16 protein-coding genes are annotated in these 17,015 nt (G+C 73.7%); 10 read left to right on the forward strand and 6 right to left on the reverse strand.

Features of this window, described 5'->3' with window-relative positions; genetic code table 11:
* The first annotated feature begins 40 nt into the window (after nt 1-40).
* Together aceB and ACIO3O_RS22360 are read left to right on the forward strand one after the other, a co-directional pair.
* The gene (gene aceB, locus ACIO3O_RS22355) at nt 41-1,612 is read left to right on the forward strand and encodes a malate synthase A (RefSeq protein WP_401748460.1); all 1,572 of its coding nucleotides are present in this window, start codon (nt 41-43) and stop codon (nt 1,610-1,612) included.
* Entirely contained in the window at nt 1,609-2,475 is an 867-nt protein-coding gene (locus ACIO3O_RS22360) for a 3-hydroxybutyryl-CoA dehydrogenase (protein ID WP_401748462.1), read from the forward strand. Before aceB ends, ACIO3O_RS22360 begins: the two co-directional genes overlap by 4 nt.
* 133 nt (nt 2,476-2,608) lie before the next feature.
* On the opposite strand, the gene ACIO3O_RS22365 is transcribed toward ACIO3O_RS22360, so the two are convergent.
* The gene (locus ACIO3O_RS22365) at nt 2,609-4,594 is read right to left on the reverse strand and encodes a tetratricopeptide repeat protein (RefSeq protein ID WP_401748464.1); all 1,986 of its coding nucleotides are present in this window, start codon (nt 4,592-4,594) and stop codon (nt 2,609-2,611) included.
* 211 nt (nt 4,595-4,805) lie between these two features.
* Between ACIO3O_RS22365 and dhaK the strand changes: the two genes are divergently transcribed.
* Genes dhaK through ACIO3O_RS22380 form a run of 3 tightly spaced genes read left to right on the forward strand, consistent with a single transcriptional unit; the run spans nt 4,806 to nt 6,894 of the window.
* Nucleotides 4,806-5,798: a dihydroxyacetone kinase subunit DhaK gene (gene dhaK, locus ACIO3O_RS22370; protein ID WP_401748465.1), complete on the forward strand. Its 993-nt coding sequence runs from the start codon at nt 4,806-4,808 to the stop codon at nt 5,796-5,798.
* A gap of 44 nt (nt 5,799-5,842) precedes the next feature.
* Entirely contained in the window at nt 5,843-6,490 is a 648-nt protein-coding gene (gene dhaL, locus ACIO3O_RS22375; protein ID WP_401748466.1) for a dihydroxyacetone kinase subunit DhaL, read from the forward strand.
* Nucleotides 6,487-6,894, forward strand: coding sequence for a PTS-dependent dihydroxyacetone kinase phosphotransferase subunit DhaM (locus tag ACIO3O_RS22380; RefSeq protein ID WP_401748468.1), 408 nt, complete (start codon nt 6,487-6,489; stop codon nt 6,892-6,894). Before dhaL ends, ACIO3O_RS22380 begins: the two co-directional genes overlap by 4 nt.
* A 6-nt stretch (nt 6,895-6,900) precedes the next feature.
* Here the strand turns inward: ACIO3O_RS22380 and ACIO3O_RS22385 are convergent, their stop codons facing one another.
* Both ACIO3O_RS22385 and lnt read right to left on the reverse strand, forming a co-directional pair.
* Nucleotides 6,901-7,422 (reverse strand): NUDIX hydrolase, encoded by a 522-nt coding sequence (locus tag ACIO3O_RS22385; protein ID WP_401748469.1) that lies wholly within the window; start codon nt 7,420-7,422, stop codon nt 6,901-6,903.
* 35 nt (nt 7,423-7,457) lie between these two features.
* A complete protein-coding gene (lnt, locus tag ACIO3O_RS22390) occupies nt 7,458-9,056 on the reverse strand; it encodes an apolipoprotein N-acyltransferase (RefSeq protein WP_401748470.1) in 1,599 nt (532 codons plus the stop codon).
* A gap of 228 nt (nt 9,057-9,284) precedes the next feature.
* On the opposite strand from lnt, the gene ACIO3O_RS22395 reads away from it, so the two are divergent.
* A complete protein-coding gene (locus ACIO3O_RS22395) occupies nt 9,285-10,304 on the forward strand; it encodes an O-antigen ligase family protein (RefSeq protein WP_401748472.1) in 1,020 nt (339 codons plus the stop codon).
* 164 nt (nt 10,305-10,468) lie between these two features.
* On the opposite strand, the gene ACIO3O_RS22400 is transcribed toward ACIO3O_RS22395, so the two are convergent.
* On the reverse strand, nt 10,469-11,017 hold the full coding sequence (locus tag ACIO3O_RS22400; RefSeq protein ID WP_401748473.1) for a hypothetical protein: 549 nt from the start codon (nt 11,015-11,017) through the stop codon (nt 10,469-10,471).
* Entirely contained in the window at nt 10,995-11,822 is an 828-nt protein-coding gene (locus ACIO3O_RS22405) for a glutamate racemase (RefSeq protein ID WP_401748475.1), read from the reverse strand. The genes ACIO3O_RS22400 and ACIO3O_RS22405 overlap by 23 nt, the downstream gene beginning before the upstream one ends.
* A gap of 88 nt (nt 11,823-11,910) precedes the next feature.
* On the opposite strand from ACIO3O_RS22405, the gene ACIO3O_RS22410 reads away from it, so the two are divergent.
* Nucleotides 11,911-13,104 carry a glycosyltransferase gene (locus tag ACIO3O_RS22410; protein ID WP_401748477.1) on the forward strand — a complete coding sequence of 398 codons (1,194 nt, stop codon included), beginning with the start codon at nt 11,911-11,913 and terminating at the stop codon, nt 13,102-13,104.
* 6 nt (nt 13,105-13,110) lie between these two features.
* Here the strand turns inward: ACIO3O_RS22410 and ACIO3O_RS22415 are convergent, their stop codons facing one another.
* Nucleotides 13,111-14,511, reverse strand: a complete 1,401-nt coding sequence (locus ACIO3O_RS22415) for a TerD family protein (RefSeq protein ID WP_401748709.1) — start codon at nt 14,509-14,511, stop codon at nt 13,111-13,113.
* A gap of 179 nt (nt 14,512-14,690) precedes the next feature.
* On the opposite strand from ACIO3O_RS22415, the gene ACIO3O_RS22420 reads away from it, so the two are divergent.
* The 3 genes from ACIO3O_RS22420 (at nt 14,691) to ACIO3O_RS22430 (ending at nt 16,933) form a co-directional block, all read left to right on the forward strand.
* Nucleotides 14,691-15,257 (forward strand): DUF6643 family protein, encoded by a 567-nt coding sequence (locus tag ACIO3O_RS22420; protein WP_401748479.1) that lies wholly within the window; start codon nt 14,691-14,693, stop codon nt 15,255-15,257.
* A gap of 78 nt (nt 15,258-15,335) precedes the next feature.
* Nucleotides 15,336-16,166 carry an MOSC domain-containing protein gene (locus tag ACIO3O_RS22425; RefSeq protein WP_401748481.1) on the forward strand — a complete coding sequence of 277 codons (831 nt, stop codon included), beginning with the start codon at nt 15,336-15,338 and terminating at the stop codon, nt 16,164-16,166.
* Between the two features lie 179 nt (nt 16,167-16,345).
* Nucleotides 16,346-16,933 carry a hypothetical protein gene (locus tag ACIO3O_RS22430; protein WP_401748482.1) on the forward strand — a complete coding sequence of 196 codons (588 nt, stop codon included), beginning with the start codon at nt 16,346-16,348 and terminating at the stop codon, nt 16,931-16,933.
* The last annotated feature ends 82 nt before the right edge of the window (nt 16,934-17,015 follow it).

The raw sequence follows: 17,015 nt of genomic DNA on the forward strand, positions 1-17,015 counted from the left end.
CCAGGCCACTCCTACCCCGCCTCGTCGAGGAGAGAGAACCATGTCGACCACCATCGCCGTTCCCACGAGCACCGTTCAGGTCCTCGGTGCGCCGGGGGAACGTCATCGCGAGATCCTGAGTCCTGAGGCGCTCGGCTTTCTGGGCCGTCTCGACGCTGCCTTCGCGGGGCGCCGCCTGGACGTGCTCACCGAGCGGCGGCGCCGTGCCGACCGCGTCGCCTCCGGGGTCCCGCTCGCGTTTCCGCTGACCGGCAGGGCGATCCGCGCCGACACCACCTGGCGCGTCGCACCGCCCGCTCCCGGCCTGGCCGACCGCCGGGTGGAGATCACCGGCCCGCCCCTGCCCCGTACCGCACGACAGGCGTTGGCCTCCGGGGCGCAGGTGTGGACCGCCGACTTCGAGGACGCCACCTCGCCCACCTGGGCCAATATCGTCGGGGGCCAACTGACCCTCCTGGACGCCGCCGAGGGCCGCCTCGGCACGACCGCGGCCGACGGGCCCACCCTCGTCGTGCGCCCGCGCGGCTGGCACCTCGTCGAGAAGCACCTGACCGTGGACGGACGGCCGCTGTCCGCCTCGCTTGTCGACTTCGGCCTGTACGTCTTCCACTGCGCCCGGCGGCAGCTCGACGCGGGGCGCGGCCCGTACTTCTCGCTACCCAAGCTGGAGAACCGCGAGGACGCCCGCCTGTGGAACGACGTGTTCCTGCTGGCTCAGGACCTCCTCGGCCTGCCGCGCGGCACGATCCGCGCCACGGTGCTCATCGAGACGGTTCCGGCGGCCTTCGAAATGGAGGAGATCCTCTACGAACTGCGCGAGCACGGCGCGGGGTTGACGGCCGGGCGCTGGGACTATCTCTTCAGCCTGGTCAAGACCCTCGGCCACCGCGCCGACTTCGTCCTCGCCGACCGGTCGCAGATCACCATGACCGCGCCGTTCCTGCGGGCGTACACCGACCTTCTCGTACGTACCTGCCACAAGCGCGGCGCCCACGCGATCGGCGGGCTGGCCGCGCAGATCCCCGGCGGCGACACGGCCACCGACGCCGCCGTGTCCGCCACGGTGCGCCGTGACAAGGAGCGCGAGGCCGAGGACGGCTTCGACGGCACCTGGGTGGCGCACCCGGGCCTGGTGCCGCTGTGCCGTGCTGCGTTCGACGGCGTACTCGCGGGCCGACCGCACCAGTTGGACCGTACGCGGGCGGACGTCGAGGTCACCGCGGCCGACCTGCTGGCGGTACGGCGCTCGGGCGGAGCCCCGGCTGCGGAGGGCGTCCGCACCCATGTCGCCCTCGCCCTGCGCTACTTCGACGCCTGGCTGCGCGGCACGGGCGCGGTCGCCCTGAACGGGATCGTGGAGGACGCCTCGACCGCCGAGATCGCCCGGGCCCAGATCTGGCAGTGGGTCCGGCACGGGTGCGTCAGCCGCGAGGAGGTGCGCCGGATCGTACGGGAGGAGGCGGAAGCCCTGGGGGCCGAGTACCCGTGGGCCCGTATCGAGGACGTCTGCAAGATTTTCGAACGGGCAGCCCTGGCACGGGACTTGCCCGCCTTCTTCACCACCGACGCCTACACCCGGCACCTGGTGACGACACGCGGCGGCCGCTCATGAACGACATCAGGCGGGTCGGCGTCGTGGGCGGCGGACAGATGGGCGCGGGGATCGCCGAGGTGTGCGCGCGGGCCGGACTGGACACCGTCGTGTGTGAGACGGACGCGCCCGCCGCCCGTGCGGCCCGCGAGCGCATGGCCGTCTCCCTCGAACGGGCCGTCGAGCGCGGGAAGATGGACCGCCTGTCCGCCGAGTGCGCCCTCGACCGTACGGTCTTCACCGGCAGCCTCGCCGACCTGGCCGACCGGCAGCTCGTCGTCGAGGCCGTGGTGGAGGAACAGGCCGCGAAGCGAGAGGTGTTCGCCGCGCTCGACAAGATCGTGGAGGACGCGGAGGCCGTCCTGGCCACGAACACCTCCTCGATCCCCGTGATGCGCCTGGGCACCGCCACCCACCGCGCCGACCGGGTGCTCGGCCTGCACTTCTTCAACCCGGTGCCGGTCCTGCCGCTCGTCGAGGTGGTGACCTCGCTGCACACGTCGGCCGGGGCCGCAGCGCTCGCCGAGGAGTTCGTGTCCGGGGTGCTCGGCAAGACCGTGGTCCGCTCGCGGGACCGGGCCGGGTTCGTCGTCAACGCGCTGCTGATCCCGTACGTCCTGTCCGCGATCCGCATGGCGGAGTCCGGCTTCGCCACCGCCGCCGACATCGACGCCGGGATGGAATGGGGCTGCGCGCACCCGATGGGGCCGCTGAAGCTGGCGGACCTGATCGGGCTCGACACCGTCGCCGCGATCGCGGAGTCGCTGTACGAGGAGTTCAAGGAACCGCTCTACGCTCCGCCGCCGCTGCTGAGGCGGATGGTCGACGCGGGGCTGCTCGGTCGGAAGTCGGGCCGCGGGTTCCACGCGTACGACCGGGGCTGAGAGCGCCACACGTAAGACCGGGGCCGATCAGGCCCGCACGAACGACCGGGCTGAGGGGCCCGGGTCCGCCGTCGCGCACTGAGGGGCGTGCGGCGGCGGGCGGCAGGGGTGCGCGGCACGGACCGCGCACCCCTCAGTCGCGCTCCGGCGAGGACGCCAGATGACTCCGCACCGACACGACCAGCGGATGGCTCTCGTCGAAACTGCGCAGGCACAGGGCGAGCGTCTCCTCCAGCAGTACGTCGGCGCGTGCCGGGTCGCCGGCCGCCCGGTAGGCCATCGCGAGATTGCTCCGGGCCTGGAGGGTGTCGACGTGCCCCTCGCCCAGCACCCTGGTCCGGGCCGCGACCGCCTTCTCGTACCGGGGTATGGCCCGCTTGGGATGCCCCGCCATGTGGAGGAAGTACGCCTCGTCGTGCAGCGAGGTGAGGGTGTCGGGGTGGTCGTCGCCCAGCACGACCGAGCGGTCGGCGTAGGTCCGGCCGCGCAGGATGTGGCCCCGGAGCCTCTTCCCGGCACCGATGTACGCGTCGGCGAGGACGCTCCGGCTGAGGAGGGTGTGGGCGTGCTCGTCGCCCAGGCCGCGCCGCCGGTGGTCGACCACCCGTCGCAGCAGCGGAATGGCCCGGGCGTTCTGGCCGGAGCCCTGGAGGGCGGTCCCCAGGGCGTGCCGGACGTCCCAGGTACGGGTGTCGTCCTCGCCGTACTGCCGTTGCCGGGCGCGCAGGACTTCCTCGAAGAGGGGGACCGCGGCGGCCGGGTCCCGCGCGTTCATGTGGGCGAGGGCGAGGTCCTCCGCGAGATCGGCGATCCGGGGGTCGTCGGCGGGCAGGGTGCGGCGGCGGGCGGCGAGCGCCTCCGCGTAGAGGGGGGCGGCGAGTGCGGGGTGGTTCGACAGCTCGTGGAGGTACGCCAGTTCCTCCAGCGCGACGAGGGTGCGCGGATGGTCCGCGCCGTGCACGCGGCGGCGCTGTACGAGGGTCTGCTCGCACAGCGGAAGGGCCCGGGCCGGGCCCTCGGCCTCCCGGAGGGCCCGCGCGAGGGCGAACTGGGTGACCAGGGTGTCGGGGTGGTCCGGGCCCAGGACGCGCCGGCGCCGGGCGAGGTTCTCCTCGTGCAGCGGTACGGCCCGTTCCGGGGCACCGGCCCGCGCATGGACGTGCGCGAGGTCGTGGCGGGCGGTGAGGGTGCGGGGGTGGTCCGGGCCCGGGGAACGGAGCAGGGCGGCGAGGTGCTCCTCGTGGAGGGCCACGGACCGGCCGAAGTCCCCGGCCCCTTCGCAGGCCTTGGTGAGGCCGTCCCGTGCGGCCCCGGTGCGCTCGTGCCCCTCGCCGAGGAAGCGCCGGGAGGCCGCGAGGGCCTCCTCCCGGAGGGCGACCCCCTTGCCGAGATCCCCGGCCCGCTCCCAGGCCCCGGCGAGACGGACTCGCGCGTCCAGGGTGTCGGGGTGATCCTCACCCAGGCTCCGCAGGGCATGGCCGAGGACACGCTCCCGACGGACGACTTCGACTTCGGCTTCGGCTCCGGCTCCGGCGGTGGGACCTGCTGGGGCAGCGCGCGTCTCGGGACCTGCCGGGGCGGCGGACGTCGCCGGAGTCGGGGCACCGTGCCCGGCGGGAGAAGGCCCGACGTCTGCGGGGGCTGCCGCAGCGGGGGCGTCGGTGCCGTCCGAGGCGGCGACAGGTGCGGACCCTGCCGGAAAGGCGCGAGGCACAGGGCCTGCGGTAGCTGCCGCAGCGGGGGCGGTTGAAGGCCCGACGGCTGCCGGACCTTCCGCAGCCGGAGCGGCGGTGCCCGCCGAGACGGCGAGAGGCCCGGTACCCGCGGGACCTGACGGGGCGGGGGCGGTGGGGCCCACCAGGGTGGCAGGGGCTGCCGGTGCGGTGGGGGCCTTGGTGGCTGCGGAGAGATCGGCGTCGGTGCTCGCGGCCGTGGGGTCGGCATGCTCGGCCGAGGCGTCGGCGGGCGCATCCGCAGCAGCCGCAACAGCCGCAACAGGAGCGCGCGCGGCGTCGGTCGTCACGTGTGCCGTGTCGGCATCGGGCTGCGCGGTTTTGTCCGTTGTGGGGTCGGCGGCGGGGGCCCGGTTCGGCGACGTCCGCCGCCAGCGTCTGATCATGCGCTCATCGTCGCCTCCCGCAGAGCATCCTGTCCCCCTCGGGGAGCGTCGAATCTGCTCGTCCGGCAAGGGAGTTGACCCCGGGGAGAGGGAGTCGTCGGAACGCACCGGAAGGTCGGCGCGCCGGACTCGGCCCGGTCTTGTTGACCTGGGGGCAGGATTGAGCCAGCGTCAGTACCGGCCCGCTCCGCCGCACTCCCTGGAGGTACACGTGAGGATGCTCATCAACGTCCCCGAGACCGTCGTCGGCGACGCGCTGCGCGGGATCGCCGCCGCGCATCCCGAGCTCGCGGTCGACGTCGAGAACCGGGTCGTCGTACGGCGGGACGCACCCGTCGCCGGGAAGGTGGGGATCGTGTCCGGGGGCGGCAGCGGGCACGAGCCGTTGCACGCGGGGTTCGTCGGGCCGGGGATGCTGTCGGCCGCGTGTCCCGGAGAGGTCTTCACGTCGCCCGTACCCGATCAGATGGTGCGGGCCGCGGCCGCCGTGGACTCCGGGGAGGGGGTCCTCTTCGTCGTCAAGAACTACACCGGGGACGTCCTCAACTTCGACATGGCCGCCGAGTTGGCCGAGGAGGAGGGCATCCGGGTCGAGCGGGTGCTCGTCAACGACGACGTCGCCGTGACCGACAGCCTGTACACGGCGGGTCGACGCGGGACCGGGGCCACCCTCTTCGTGGAGAAGATCGCCGGGGCGGCGGCGGACGAGGGTGCACCGCTGGAGCGGGTGGCGGAGGTGGCCCGGAGGGTGAACGACGCCGCGCGCAGCTTCGGCGTGGCGCTGAGCGCGTGCTCGACACCTGCGAAGGGCAGCCCGACCTTCGAACTCCCGCCGGGTCAGCTCGAATTGGGTGTCGGCATCCACGGTGAGCCGGGCCGGGAGCGCCGCGCCATGATGACCTCCCGGGAGATCGCGGACTACGCGGTGGACGTCGTCCTGGAGGACCTGCGGCCGACCGGCCCGGTCCTGGCGCTGGTGAACGGCATGGGCGCGACACCCCTGTTGGAGCTGTACGGGTTCAACGCCGAGGTGCAGCGCGTCCTTTCGGAGCGCGGGGTGGCCGTGGCCCGTACCCTCGTCGGGAACTACGTCACGTCCCTCGACATGGCGGGCTGCTCGGTGACGCTGTGTCAGGTCGACGAGGAGATGCTGCGGTGGTGGGACGCGCCGGTGCAGACGGCCGCGTTGCGCTGGGGCCGATGAGCCGTCGGAGAGACTGCCGGAGAGGCTGAGAGGAAAGGGTGTCGATGCTGGATTCCGCGTTCTTCCACCGATGGGTGGTCGCCGTGGCGGCCGCCGTGGACCGGGAGGCCGACCGGCTGACGGAGCTGGACTCCGCCATCGGCGACGCCGACCACGGCAGCAACCTGCGGCGCGGCTTCGCGGCCGTCGTCGAGGCGCAGGGCGTGGAGCCGCCGGGCTCCCCCGGTGCCGTCCTGGGGTTCGCGGGCCGCAAGCTGATCTCCACGGTGGGCGGCGCTTCGGGGCCGCTGTACGGCACGCTCCTGCGCCGCACGGGCAAGGCACTCGGCGAGGCCCCCGAGGTGTCCGTATCGGAACTGGCCGCCGCCCTGCGCGCGGGCACGGACGCCGTCGCACAGTTGGGCGGTGCGGCTCCCGGTGACAAGACGATGCTGGACGCACTGATTCCGGCAGTGGAGGCCCTGGAGGCGGCGGAGAAGGACGACGCCCCCGCTGCCTTCCGTGCCGCCCGGGACGCCGCCGAGAGCGGTGCTCTCGCCACGGTGCCGCTGCGGGCACGCAAGGGACGGGCCAGCTATCTCGGTGAGCGCAGCGTCGGCCACCAGGACCCCGGAGCGACGTCCGCCGCACTCCTCTTCCGTACCTTCGCAGAGATCGCAGAGGCCACCGAGGTCTCGGAGGCCACCGGATGAGCGACGCACGCGTGGGCCTGGTGCTGGTCTCCCACAGCGCGGCGGTGGCCTCGGCCGTCGCCGACCTGGCGCGCGGCCTGGCGGGCGGCGGGCCGACCGCCCCGGTCGCGGCCGCGGGCGGCGACCCGGACGGCGGCCTGGGCACGAGCGCGGACCTGATCGCCCGGGCCGCCCACGAGGTGGACGAGGGCGCCGGGGTGGCCGTCCTGGTGGACCTGGGCAGCGCGGTCCTCACCGTGAAGTCCCTGCTCGCCGACGAGGACGACCTCCCCCCGAACACCCGCCTGCTGGACGCCCCCTTCGTGGAGGGCACGATCGCCGCCCTGGTCACGGCTTCGACGGGAGCCTCGCTGGACGCGGTGGAAGCCGCTGCCGCCGAGGCGTACACCTACCGCAAGACCTGATCCCCCTCAGTGCCCCTCGGGGGTGATCCCCACCCCCGCCACCCCCAACGGCGCCTCCCCCGGCTGCGCGAACCAGGTCGGCTCGTCGGCCAGCGCCTGCTTGATCCGGAACGTCGCGAACTCCCGCATCTCCGGCAGCGCGTCCACCTCGAACCAGCCGACCTCCAGCGACTCCTCGTCGTTCACCCGCGCCTCGCCGCCGGTCGCCCGGCAGGCCACGGTGATGTCCATGAACTGGCAGATGTCGCCGTTGCCGTACTGCACCGCTCGCAGGGTCTGCACCAGCACGACCCGCTCGACGACGCACTCGACGCCGGTCTCCTCGTACACCTCGCGCACCGCCGCCTCCGCGGGCTGCTCCCCCGGCTCGGGGATGCCGCCGACGACGGACCACTCCCCGTTGTCGGAACGCTTCCCCAGCAGCACGCGCCCCTGCTCGTCGAAGACGACGGCGGTCACGCCCGGAAGGTACAGAAGCTGGTGTCCCGCGGTCGCGCGGATGTTCTTGATGAAGTCGGGAGTAGCCATGCCACCGACCCTAAGGGACCGGACAAAGTGCCTCGTCAGGACCCTTGTGCGCTGCGACGCGCCCGCACCCGCCGCGTCACCGCCCACACCACTCCCGCCGCCCCGAGCAGCCCCAGGAAGATCTCCGGGCCGATGCCCATCCGGGTCGCCGGAGTGAGCGAGGACCGCAGCGGCACCTTCGCGACCAGCGCGTCCGGCACGAACATCCCGGTCTGCTGGACGACCTTGCCGTCCGGCTGGATGACCGCGCTGACGCCGCTGGTCACCGGGACCAGGACGGCCCGGCCGTGCTCGGCGGCCCGCACCCGGCTCATGGCGAGCTGCTGGTAGGTCATCTCGCTGCGCCCGAAGGTGGCGTTGTTGCTGGGTACGGCGATGACCTGGCCGCCGTGGACCACGGTGTCGCGCACGGCGTCGTCGAAGGCCGCCTCGTAACACGTCACGAGTCCGACCTTGGTGCCCGCCATGTCGAAGACGCCGACCTTCTTGCCGGGGCCGAAATCGCGGCGTACCCGGTCGACGTCCTTGCTGAAGATCCGGGCGAAGTCGCGCATCGGCATGTATTCGCCGAAGGGCTGGATGTGCCGCTTGTCGTAGGTGTCGACGGGGCCTCGCTGGGGGTCCCACTGGATGAGGGTGTTGCGCAGCGGACCCTTGTCCGGGGTGAGGACCGCGCCGATCGCGACCGGGACGCCGATTTTCTTGACGGCCTTGTCGATGACGTCGCGGGCGTCGTAGTTGCGGTACGGGTCGAGGTCGGAGGAGTTCTCGGGCCACACCACGAAGTCCGGCTTGGGCTTCTTGCCCGCGGCGACCTCGTCGGCGAGCTGCTCGGTGCGGCGGGCGTGGTTGTCGAGGACCGCGCGGCGCTGGTCGTTGAAGTCCAGGCCCAGGCGCGGCACGTTGCCCTGGATGAGGGCGGCGGTCGCGGTGCCGTCCTCGGCGGAGTCGTCCAGCAGCGGGCGCGTGGCCAGGGAGGCCAGGAGCGGCACCAGGACCGCCAGCGCCGCCGTCACGAGTCCGGCGCGCGGAACCTTCTTGGTACGCCGGTACGTCAGGACCTGCCGGACCGCCTCGAAGAGGCCGAAGCCGCACAGCGCGACCGCAAAGCCCACCAGCGGGGTGCCGCCGAGTGAGGCCAGCGACAGGAACACTCCGTCCGCCTGCCCGAAGGCGATCTTGCCCCAGGAGAAGCCCTCGAACGGGAAGCGGGCCCGCGCCCCCTCCCCCACGACCCACAGCCCGGCCGCCCACACGGGCCAGGCGGGCAGCTTGGAGGTACCCGCGACGCCCATGCCGACGAAGCCCACGAACACCGCCTCGGCGATGGTCAGCGCGATCCACGGGACCGGGCCGACCTCCTCGCCGGTCCAGGACAGCAGCGGCAGCAGGAAGCCGAGCCCGGCGACCAGGCCGAGCCCGAACCCGGCCCGCAGGCGGCGCCCGTGCAGCGCCCAGCCGAGCAGGGCGAACCCGGGCAGCGCCAGCCACCACAGGGGGCGGGGCGGGAAGCTCGCGTAGAGCAGCAGTCCTGACACGGCGGCCGCGAGGGTACGCACGAGCCACATTCCGCGACGGGGTGCGGCCGGGGCAGGGTCCGGCGGGGCTGCTACGGGGGTGATGGTGGTGCTCACCCGGCGGAGTCTACGGTGGCCGCGCCCCTGCGAGCAGGGCGGTCCCGCCCTCGTTCTGCCGCGAACCCGCCCGTGCGCCGCACCGGAAGCATCGTTCCTGCACAATCCTGTGCGATACGTCCACAAAGTGGCGTCCCGCCCGTTACCGTGTGCGCCAGTCCTCGCCGTCGCACCGGCCCGCTCCGGCCGTCGCGGGCGGGGCCCGTCTCAGGTACGGGGGACGACGGGATGGACGTACGGGGAAAGAGAGAACCGGAACTCCGGGAGCGCGGCGGTGTGCCCTCGGCCCTGGGCATCGCGGTGCTGGGCGGCTGTGCGGCCTGGTCGCTGGTGTGCGCGGCCGGCCGCGACGCGCGCCCCGAGGGCGTCCTGCTGGCCGTGCTGGCGGTGGCGGCCGGGTACGCGGGCGGCCGCATCCTGGGCTCGCTGCTGCCGGTACTGGCGGCCACGGGTCTGGCATTGGCCGCGCTGGGCATCGCTCTGGCGTCCGGCGACGGGATGCCGGGCGCGATCGCCTCGCCCGCGCCGGGGCACACGGGTGCGGCGGCGGCACTGCTGGTGGTGTCCGCGGGGGCGGCGTGCTGTGCGGCGGGGGCGGCGCGGGTCCGGACGGCGCGGGTGCTGCTGCGGCTGCTGGCGCTCGGGGTGGCGGGGGTGGCGCTGGCGCTGGGCTCGGTGGCCGGGTTCGCCGCGTCCCTCGGGGTGCTGCTGTGCTCGCTCGCGGCGGTACGGATGCGCCGACGGCTGCTGGGTCTGGCGGGCCTCGCGGTGGCGGCGCTGCTGGTGGTCGGGGCCTCCTGGGCGGTCGCGGAAAACACGCTCCCCGAGGGCCTGACGACGTCCCTGGAGGGCCAGTTGACCCCGAACCGGGTCGGGTTGTGGCAGGACGCGCTCACCATGGCGAAGGACAATCCGGTCCGCGGCGTGGGCCCGGACCGCTTCGGCGGCCTGAGCAAGGTCGCCCGGCAGACGGTCAACGCGGACGGCAAGCCGCACTCCGCGGTGTGGCAGCAGGTGGCGGAGCAGGGCGTGGTGGGCGTGACCCTGCTGGCAGCCACCTTCACCTGGCTCCTGTACGGCCTCTGGCGCTCCCCCCGCTCCACCCAGGTCGCCCTGACGGCGGCCGCCGCCCTCACGGCCCTGGCAGCCCTCTCCGCCATCGGCAACCCCCTGAGCTTCACCCCGGTAACAGCAGGCGCAGCAGCCCTGGCCGGCGCAGCTTCCGCCCGCACTGCCCGCGCCCCATGAGGGGCGCGGGGAACTGCGCGACCAGCCACAACGCACCGCACGATCCCACTCAACAGCCCCGCGGGTTTAGGTGAAGGGGCGGGACCGGGGCGAGCGCCGCAGGCAACCCAGGTGCCGGGCACGGCACAAAGAAGCCCACCCGCAGCCACCCCACCCCACCGCACTCACATCCCGCACCGCCGCCGAATCTCCCGCACCGCGCCCGCCGCGTCGTCCACCGTCACGGTGAACGTCCGCCCGTCCCCGAGCCTCAGCACGACCGCCTCGCCCCGGCGGACGACCACCGCCATGCCCTGCTCGGGCCGCCACCGGTACCCCCAGCCGCCCCACTGCCTCGGTGTGACGCGCGGGTCCAGCTCGGCCCCCACCACGTGCGACAGAGGGATGCGCCGCCGCGGCAGTCCGATGTGCCCGCAGCGCACCTCCAGGGCGTGGTCGTCCACCTTGACCGCCACGTGCACGAAGGCGAGCGTCCCGAAGATCACCAGCAGCCCGACCGCGACGCACCCCACCACGGACATCGCCAACGGCACGATGCCGTGCATCCAGGAGGAGTCGACGGCCAGTTCGATGCCGAGGGCCAGGAACGCCGCGCCGGAGGCCGAGAGCAGCCACTGGGCGCGGTTCGTCGCACGGCCGTGCCAGGTGGTGCCGGTGGGGACGGACTCACTCGGGAGACCGTCGGCGTCGTCAGCGCGGGGGAAGTCCCTCATGTGTGGCAGCGTACTCACGTTCCGCGGTCATGGCAGCCAGCAGACGGCCTTCGGTGTACGCGAGGGCCGGGGCGGTGAGCCGCGGGGAGCGCCGCCCGCTGAGCAGAACCGTCAGGTGGGACGCCGGATCGGCCGCCGGTGCGGGCTCCAGACCGGCCCGTCGAAGAGCCTGTGCGGCGACCGCCTCGGCCGACCCCATGAGGGTGAGCGGAGCCGTGGAGTCCGACGGTCGCAGCGCCGCCCGGATGCGGTCGGCGACGAGTTCGTAATGGGTGCACCCCAGGACGACGGTCCTTGCGTCCGGCGGGGTGAGCGCCGCGGCCGCGGCCACCGCGCGGTCGATGGCCTCCTCGTCGGCGACCTCCAGCGCGTCCGCGAGCCCGGGGCAGGGCACCTCGGTGACCTGCACCCCCTGCGCGAAGTCCCGGATCAGGCCGCGCTGGTAGGGGCTGCCGGTGGTGGCGGGGGTCGCCCAGATGGCGAAGGGGCCGCCCGATGCGGCGGCGGGCTTGATCGCGGGGACGGTCCCGATGACCGGAATCCCCGGCTCCAGTTCGGCGCGGATCGCGGGCAGGGCGTGCACGGTCGCGGTGTTGCAGCCGATGATCAGCGCGTCGGGGTGCTCCGCCGCCGCCGCGCGGGCGACGGCCAGCGCGTGGGCGCGGATGTCGTCGGGCGTGCGCGGTCCCCAGGGCATTCCGTCGGGGTCGGAGGCGACGACGAGGTCGGCGTCCGGCCGCATGCGGTGCACCGCCGCGGCCGCCGCGAGCAGGCCGATCCCGGAATCCATGAGCGCGATCTTCACCCAGTCACCTTAAACGACCGCCCCGAAACTCCCCGCGAGCCCTCCGCGCACCCCCGGAAGCCGTCGCTCCTGCGGCAGACTGCGAGGGGTGAGCGTCGTCGCGTGGATCGCCGTGGGATCACTGACCGTCTGGCTGGGGCTGCTGCTGTGCCGGGGCTTCTTCTGGCGCACCGACCAGCGCCTGCCGCCGCGCGCCCGCCCCGCCGACGGGCGGTGGCCGTACGTCGCGATCGTCGTCCCCGCGCGCGACGAGGCCGAGGTGCTCCCCGACAGCCTGCCCTCGCTGCTGGCCCAGGACTATCCGGGCGGCGCCGAGGTGATCCTGGTGGACGACGGCAGCAGCGACGGCACCGGCAAACTGGCCCGCACCCTGGCGGGCCGCTGCGGCGGCCTGCCGCTCACCGTGGTCACACCGGGCGAGCCCGAACCGGGGTGGACGGGCAAGCTCTGGGCGGTGCGGTACGGCATGGAGGTCGCCCGGGAGAGCGGCCCGGAGTACCTGCTGCTCACGGACGCCGACATCGCCCACGAGCCGGACAGCCTGCGGGAGTTGGTGGCCGCCGCGCTCCCCGGCGAGCACGGGGACGACGGCTTCGACCTGGTGTCCCAGATGGCCAGGCTGCGCGTGGCGACGCCCTGGGAGCGGCTGATCGTCCCGGCCTTCGTGTACTTCTTCGCCCAGCTGTATCCGTTCCGGTGGATCAACGGGAACAAGGGGCGCACGGCCGCCGCCGCTGGCGGTTGTGTGCTGCTGCGCACCGAGACGGCCCTGCGCGCACGTGTGCCCGAATCGATCCGGGGCGCGGTCATCGACGACGTGTCCCTCGCCCGCGCGGTGCGCCGGTGCGGCGGCCGGATCTGGCTGGGCCTGGCCGAGCGGGTGGACAGCGTGCGGCCGTACCCCGGCCTCGGCGACCTGTGGCGGATGGTCTCGCGCAGCGCGTACGCCCAACTGCGGCACAACCCGCTGCTGTTGCTCGGTACGGTGCTGGGCCTGGCCCTGGTCTACCTCGCCCCGCCGTACGCCCTGGCCACCGGGCTGTTCACGGGCGACACGGCCGCCGGGTGGGCGGGGCTGGTGGCCTGGGCGGTGATGGCGGCGACGTACGTACCGATGCTGCGCTACTACCGGCAGACGCTCGCGCTGGCCCCGCTGCTGCCGTTCACCGCGCTGCTGTACACGCTGATGACGGTGGACTCGGCGGTGCAGCACTACCGGGGCCGGGGCGCGGCCTGGAAGGGGCGTACGTACGCCCGTCCCGAGACCGCGCCGGACCGGTGACGGCGGCTACTTGCGGCCGGGCGTCCAGTTCATGCCCCACCCGTAGGCCTGGTCGACGGTGCGCTGCGGGCTGACCCCGCGCTGCGGCACCAGGTACTGGGCCTCCCGGCGGACGGTCAGGTCGCCGTTCTCGTAACTGATCAGGGCGAGGGCGGCGACGGTGGAGGGGACCGTGCACTCGTCGAGCGAGAAGTCGATCGGCGCGCCGTTCTGCGGGGTGAGCGTGACGGTGGCGTGCAGGTCGGCGAAGGAGCGCGCGCCCTCGTAGATGGTGACGAAGATCAGGACGCGGCGCAGCCGGTCCTTGTGGTCGAGGTTGATGGTGAGGTTCTCGCCGGAGGAGACCGCTCCGGTGCGGTCGTCGCCGTCGAGGTGGATGTACGGGGGCTGGTTGAGCGCGCCGAAGGCGTTGCCCAGGGCCTGGACGACGCCCTTGCGGCCGTCGGTGAGTTCGTACAGGGCGCACAGGTCGAGGTCGAGGTCGGAGTGCTGGGCCATGGCCCGGCCGAGCTTGCTGCCCCAGCCCTTGAACTGCTTGCGGGACTCCCAGTTGAGGTTGACGCGCATGGCGCCGCCGGTGCCGCCCTGCTTGGCGAGGGAGACGGTCGGCGCGGCCTTGGTGAGCGTGACCTTGGTCAGCCGGACGGGAGAGGGGGCGGGGGCCGGTGCGGGCGGCGGCGTGCCGTAGGAGGGCATCGGCGCGGCGGGCATCGTCGGGGCCGAGGGCATCGGTGCGGGCGGCGGCGTGGAGCCGGGCGCGGTCGGCCAGACGGGGGCCTGCGGGGCGGAGGAGGGTGTGGACGGCGTGGGCCAGGACGGGGCGGTGGGCGCCACCGGAGCCGGGGCGGGTGCCGGTGCCGGGGCGGGTGCCGGGGCCGCCTGCTGCGGTTCGTCGACGGTGATGCCGTAGTCCGTCGCGAGTCCTTCCAGGCCGCTGCTGTAGCCCTGGCCGACGGCGCGGAACTTCCAGGCGCCCTGCCTGCGGTAGAGCTCGCCGAGCACGAACGCCGTCTCGACGGTGGCGTCCTGGCTGTCGAAGCGGGCGATCTCCGCGCCGCTCGCCGCGTCCAGGACGCGGACGTACAGGCCCGGCACCTGTCCGAAGCTGCCGCCGTCGGCGGAGGCGGCGAGCACCACGGTCTCCACGGCGCTCTCCATGCGCCCGAAGTCGACGGACACGGTGTCCGTGACGACGCCGCCCGCACCGGGCTGCTTGCCGTCGTACCGGACCGCGCCCGAGGCGTGGGCGGGCTGGTTGTAGAAGACGAAGTCGGCGTCGGAGCGCACCCGGCCACCGGTGAGCAGCAGCGCCGACGCGTCGACGTCCGGCACCCCCGGCCCGGACCCGCGGCCCACTTCGACCCGCACGGACTGTGCCGGTACCGGCACATTGGTTCCCTTAAGCATGGACATGCTCGCCCCCAACGCGAGTCGAAATGAACCGTTCCTTACACGATCCAGACGCTACAAGACGACCGATTTTCCCAAGTTCGCTCTGATTAGTGACACAGGGCTACCCGCAACGCGCGAAACAACCCTCTTACCGGGCTCCCCATACAGAACATCTTGGGCTTAACTTATGTGCCATGACCTCCCCCCGCTCCACCTATGGCGGCGGTTACTATTCCGCCCCGTCCTTCCCGGACACCCCGATCTACGACTCCCTCGTCGCGGAGCGCGGTACGCCCCAGATCGCCCCGATCCGGGTGCCCGCCATGTACGACACCGGCAACAGCTACCTGCCGGCCCTGCCGTCCGCGCTTCCCGCGCTGCCGGCCGCACCCTCCCACCAGCAGCCCTCGTACGGCTACCCCCAGCCCGCGCAGGCGCAGGCTCCGGCCCCGTACCAGCAGGCGCCGCACCTCCAGCAGGCCCCGATGCCGCAGCTGCAGAACGCGCCCGCGCCGTACATCCCCCAGCAGGCGGGCCCCCCGCGCGGCTACCCGAACGGGCAGCAGCAGCCGCAGATGCAGCGTCCCGTCGCCCCGCAGATGCAGCGCCCGGCCGCGCCCCAGATGCAGCAGCCGCAGCGTCCCGTCGCGCCCTCCGGGTACGAGGCGATGCGCCCGGTGAGCCCGCGCCCCGCGCAGGCCGCCGCGCCGTACGAGGACCCGTACAACCGCCAGTACCAGCAGGGCGGCCGGGGCTACTAGGAGACCCGCCGCCGGCGGCGCACCGGAGGCACGCAGTGGGCTCGGACAGGTGTCCGAGCCCACTGGCAGGATGAGCCCATGAACAACTCTGTATCCGTGCACGCGCTGCACTTCTATCCGGTGAAGGCGACGCGGGGCTGCGCTCCCCGCGAGATGGCGATCGAGCCGTGGGGGCCCGCGGGGGACCGCCGGTGGCTGGTGACCGACGCGGCCGGGAAGGCGATCACCCAGCGCGAGTTCGCGCGGATGGCGCTGGCGTCGTCGGAGCCGCTGCCGGGCGGTGCGGTGCGGGTGTCCGCCCCCGGCTGCGACCCCCTCGACGTGCCCGTGCCCGACCCCGAGCGCACGGTGCCGGTGGTCCTCTTCGGCGACAAGTACGAGGCGGTGCCCGCCGGTTCGGCGGCGGACGCGTGGTGGAGCGCGTACCTGGGCGTCGAAGCCCGCCTGGTGCACCTGGACGACCCGGCCGTACGACGCCCGATCGAAACGGACTTCGCCGAGCCGGGCGAGACGGTGAGCTTCGCCGACGGCTTCCCGCTGCTGGTCACCACCCTGGCGTCGCTGGACGCCCTCAACTCCCTGATCGCGCAGGGCGATCTGCCCGACGAGGGCCCCCTTCCGATGAACCGGTTTAGGCCGAATGTGGTGCTCGACGGCACCGCGCCGTGGGCCGAGGACGGCTGGCGGCGCATCACGATCGGCGAGGTCGCCTTCCGGGTGGCGAAGCCGTGCGGGCGCTGCGTGGTCACCACCACCGACCAGGCCACCGCCGAGCGCGGCAAGGAACCGCTGCGCTCGCTGGCCCGGCACCGGAAGTTCGGCAAGAGCCTGGTGTTCGGCCAGAACCTGGTCCCCGCGGCGCCGGGTGTGCTGCGGATCGGGGACCCGGTGGTGGTGGAGGGGGAATAGAGTTCTGACCCGATTCCGCCGAATGGGCGGGCCCCTCGCCGGGAACCCGCTCAGTCGGCGGGCGCGTGTGACGGGCGCGGAAGGGGATCGGGACATTGCGAGCAGCGGACGGGCCGCGAGGGCCTGCGACACCGGCGGAACGGGGGCGGCCCGCCCGCAGGCGGCGGACCGCGTCGGGCGTGTGGCGCTGGCGGCACAACCCGCTGTGCCGCCGCACCGATCGCGCCGAGGCCTGGGTGGCGCTGCTCGCCCTGGTACTGATCGCCTTCCTCGCCCCCGCGGCGGGCCTGGTGGCGGGTCTGCGGACGAACTCCGCGCTCCAGCACGAGGTCGTCCAGCAGCACCGGGAACGGCACGGGACGACGGGCACCGTGCTGCGCCCGGTGCGCGAGGTGCGCCGCTCCGGCGACGCGGAGGCCGGTGCCGGGTACGCGGGTCCGGTGACGGTGCTGGCGCGTTGGACGGCGTACGACGGCAGCAAGCACACCGGGCGGGCCAGTACGGTGCGCCGCAGCGCCGAGCCCGGTGACACCTTCCCGCTGTGGACGGACGACCGGGGCCGGATCGTCAACCGCCCCGTGGACGCCTCGACGGCCACCGCGCAGGCGGTCCTGATGGGCTTCGGCGCGTTCGCCGTGCTGGCCGGACTCGCGCACTGCGTACGGCTGCTGGTCGTACGACGGCTCATGCATCGGCGGTACGAGCGGCTCGACCGGGCGTGGGCGAAGGTCGGCCCCGAGTGGGGCAGGACCGGCGCGGGCGGCTGACGCTGCGACGACCCGGTCAACTGCGCTTCCCCCGCGCGCTACGGTGGTGCAGCGAGATCAGCGCGAGCAGCGGGACGCACGA

It is taken from the genome of Streptomyces sp. NPDC087440 (assembly GCF_044744005.1).
Classification (GTDB): Bacteria; Actinomycetota; Actinomycetes; order Streptomycetales; family Streptomycetaceae; genus Streptomyces.

What these genes read in the sequence shown, in the direction of transcription:
- ACIO3O_RS22365 (WP_401748464.1), bottom strand. Translation starts at nt 4,594, where the DNA reads ATGATCAGACGCTGGCGGCGGACGTCGCCGAACCGGGCCCCCGCCGCC.
- ACIO3O_RS22385 (WP_401748469.1), bottom strand. Translation starts at nt 7,422, where the DNA reads ATGGCTACTCCCGACTTCATCAAGAACATCCGCGCGACCGCGGGACAC.
- ACIO3O_RS22420 (WP_401748479.1), top strand. Translation starts at nt 14,691, where the DNA reads ATGACCTCCCCCCGCTCCACCTATGGCGGCGGTTACTATTCCGCCCCG.
- ACIO3O_RS22425 (WP_401748481.1), top strand. Translation starts at nt 15,336, where the DNA reads ATGAACAACTCTGTATCCGTGCACGCGCTGCACTTCTATCCGGTGAAG.
- aceB (WP_401748460.1), top strand. Translation starts at nt 41, where the DNA reads ATGTCGACCACCATCGCCGTTCCCACGAGCACCGTTCAGGTCCTCGGT.
- ACIO3O_RS22360 (WP_401748462.1), top strand. Translation starts at nt 1,609, where the DNA reads ATGAACGACATCAGGCGGGTCGGCGTCGTGGGCGGCGGACAGATGGGC.
- ACIO3O_RS22415 (WP_401748709.1), bottom strand. Translation starts at nt 14,511, where the DNA reads ATGCTTAAGGGAACCAATGTGCCGGTACCGGCACAGTCCGTGCGGGTC.
- ACIO3O_RS22400 (WP_401748473.1), bottom strand. Translation starts at nt 11,017, where the DNA reads ATGAGGGACTTCCCCCGCGCTGACGACGCCGACGGTCTCCCGAGTGAG.
- dhaL (WP_401748466.1), top strand. Translation starts at nt 5,843, where the DNA reads ATGCTGGATTCCGCGTTCTTCCACCGATGGGTGGTCGCCGTGGCGGCC.
- ACIO3O_RS22380 (WP_401748468.1), top strand. Translation starts at nt 6,487, where the DNA reads ATGAGCGACGCACGCGTGGGCCTGGTGCTGGTCTCCCACAGCGCGGCG.
- ACIO3O_RS22395 (WP_401748472.1), top strand. Translation starts at nt 9,285, where the DNA reads ATGGACGTACGGGGAAAGAGAGAACCGGAACTCCGGGAGCGCGGCGGT.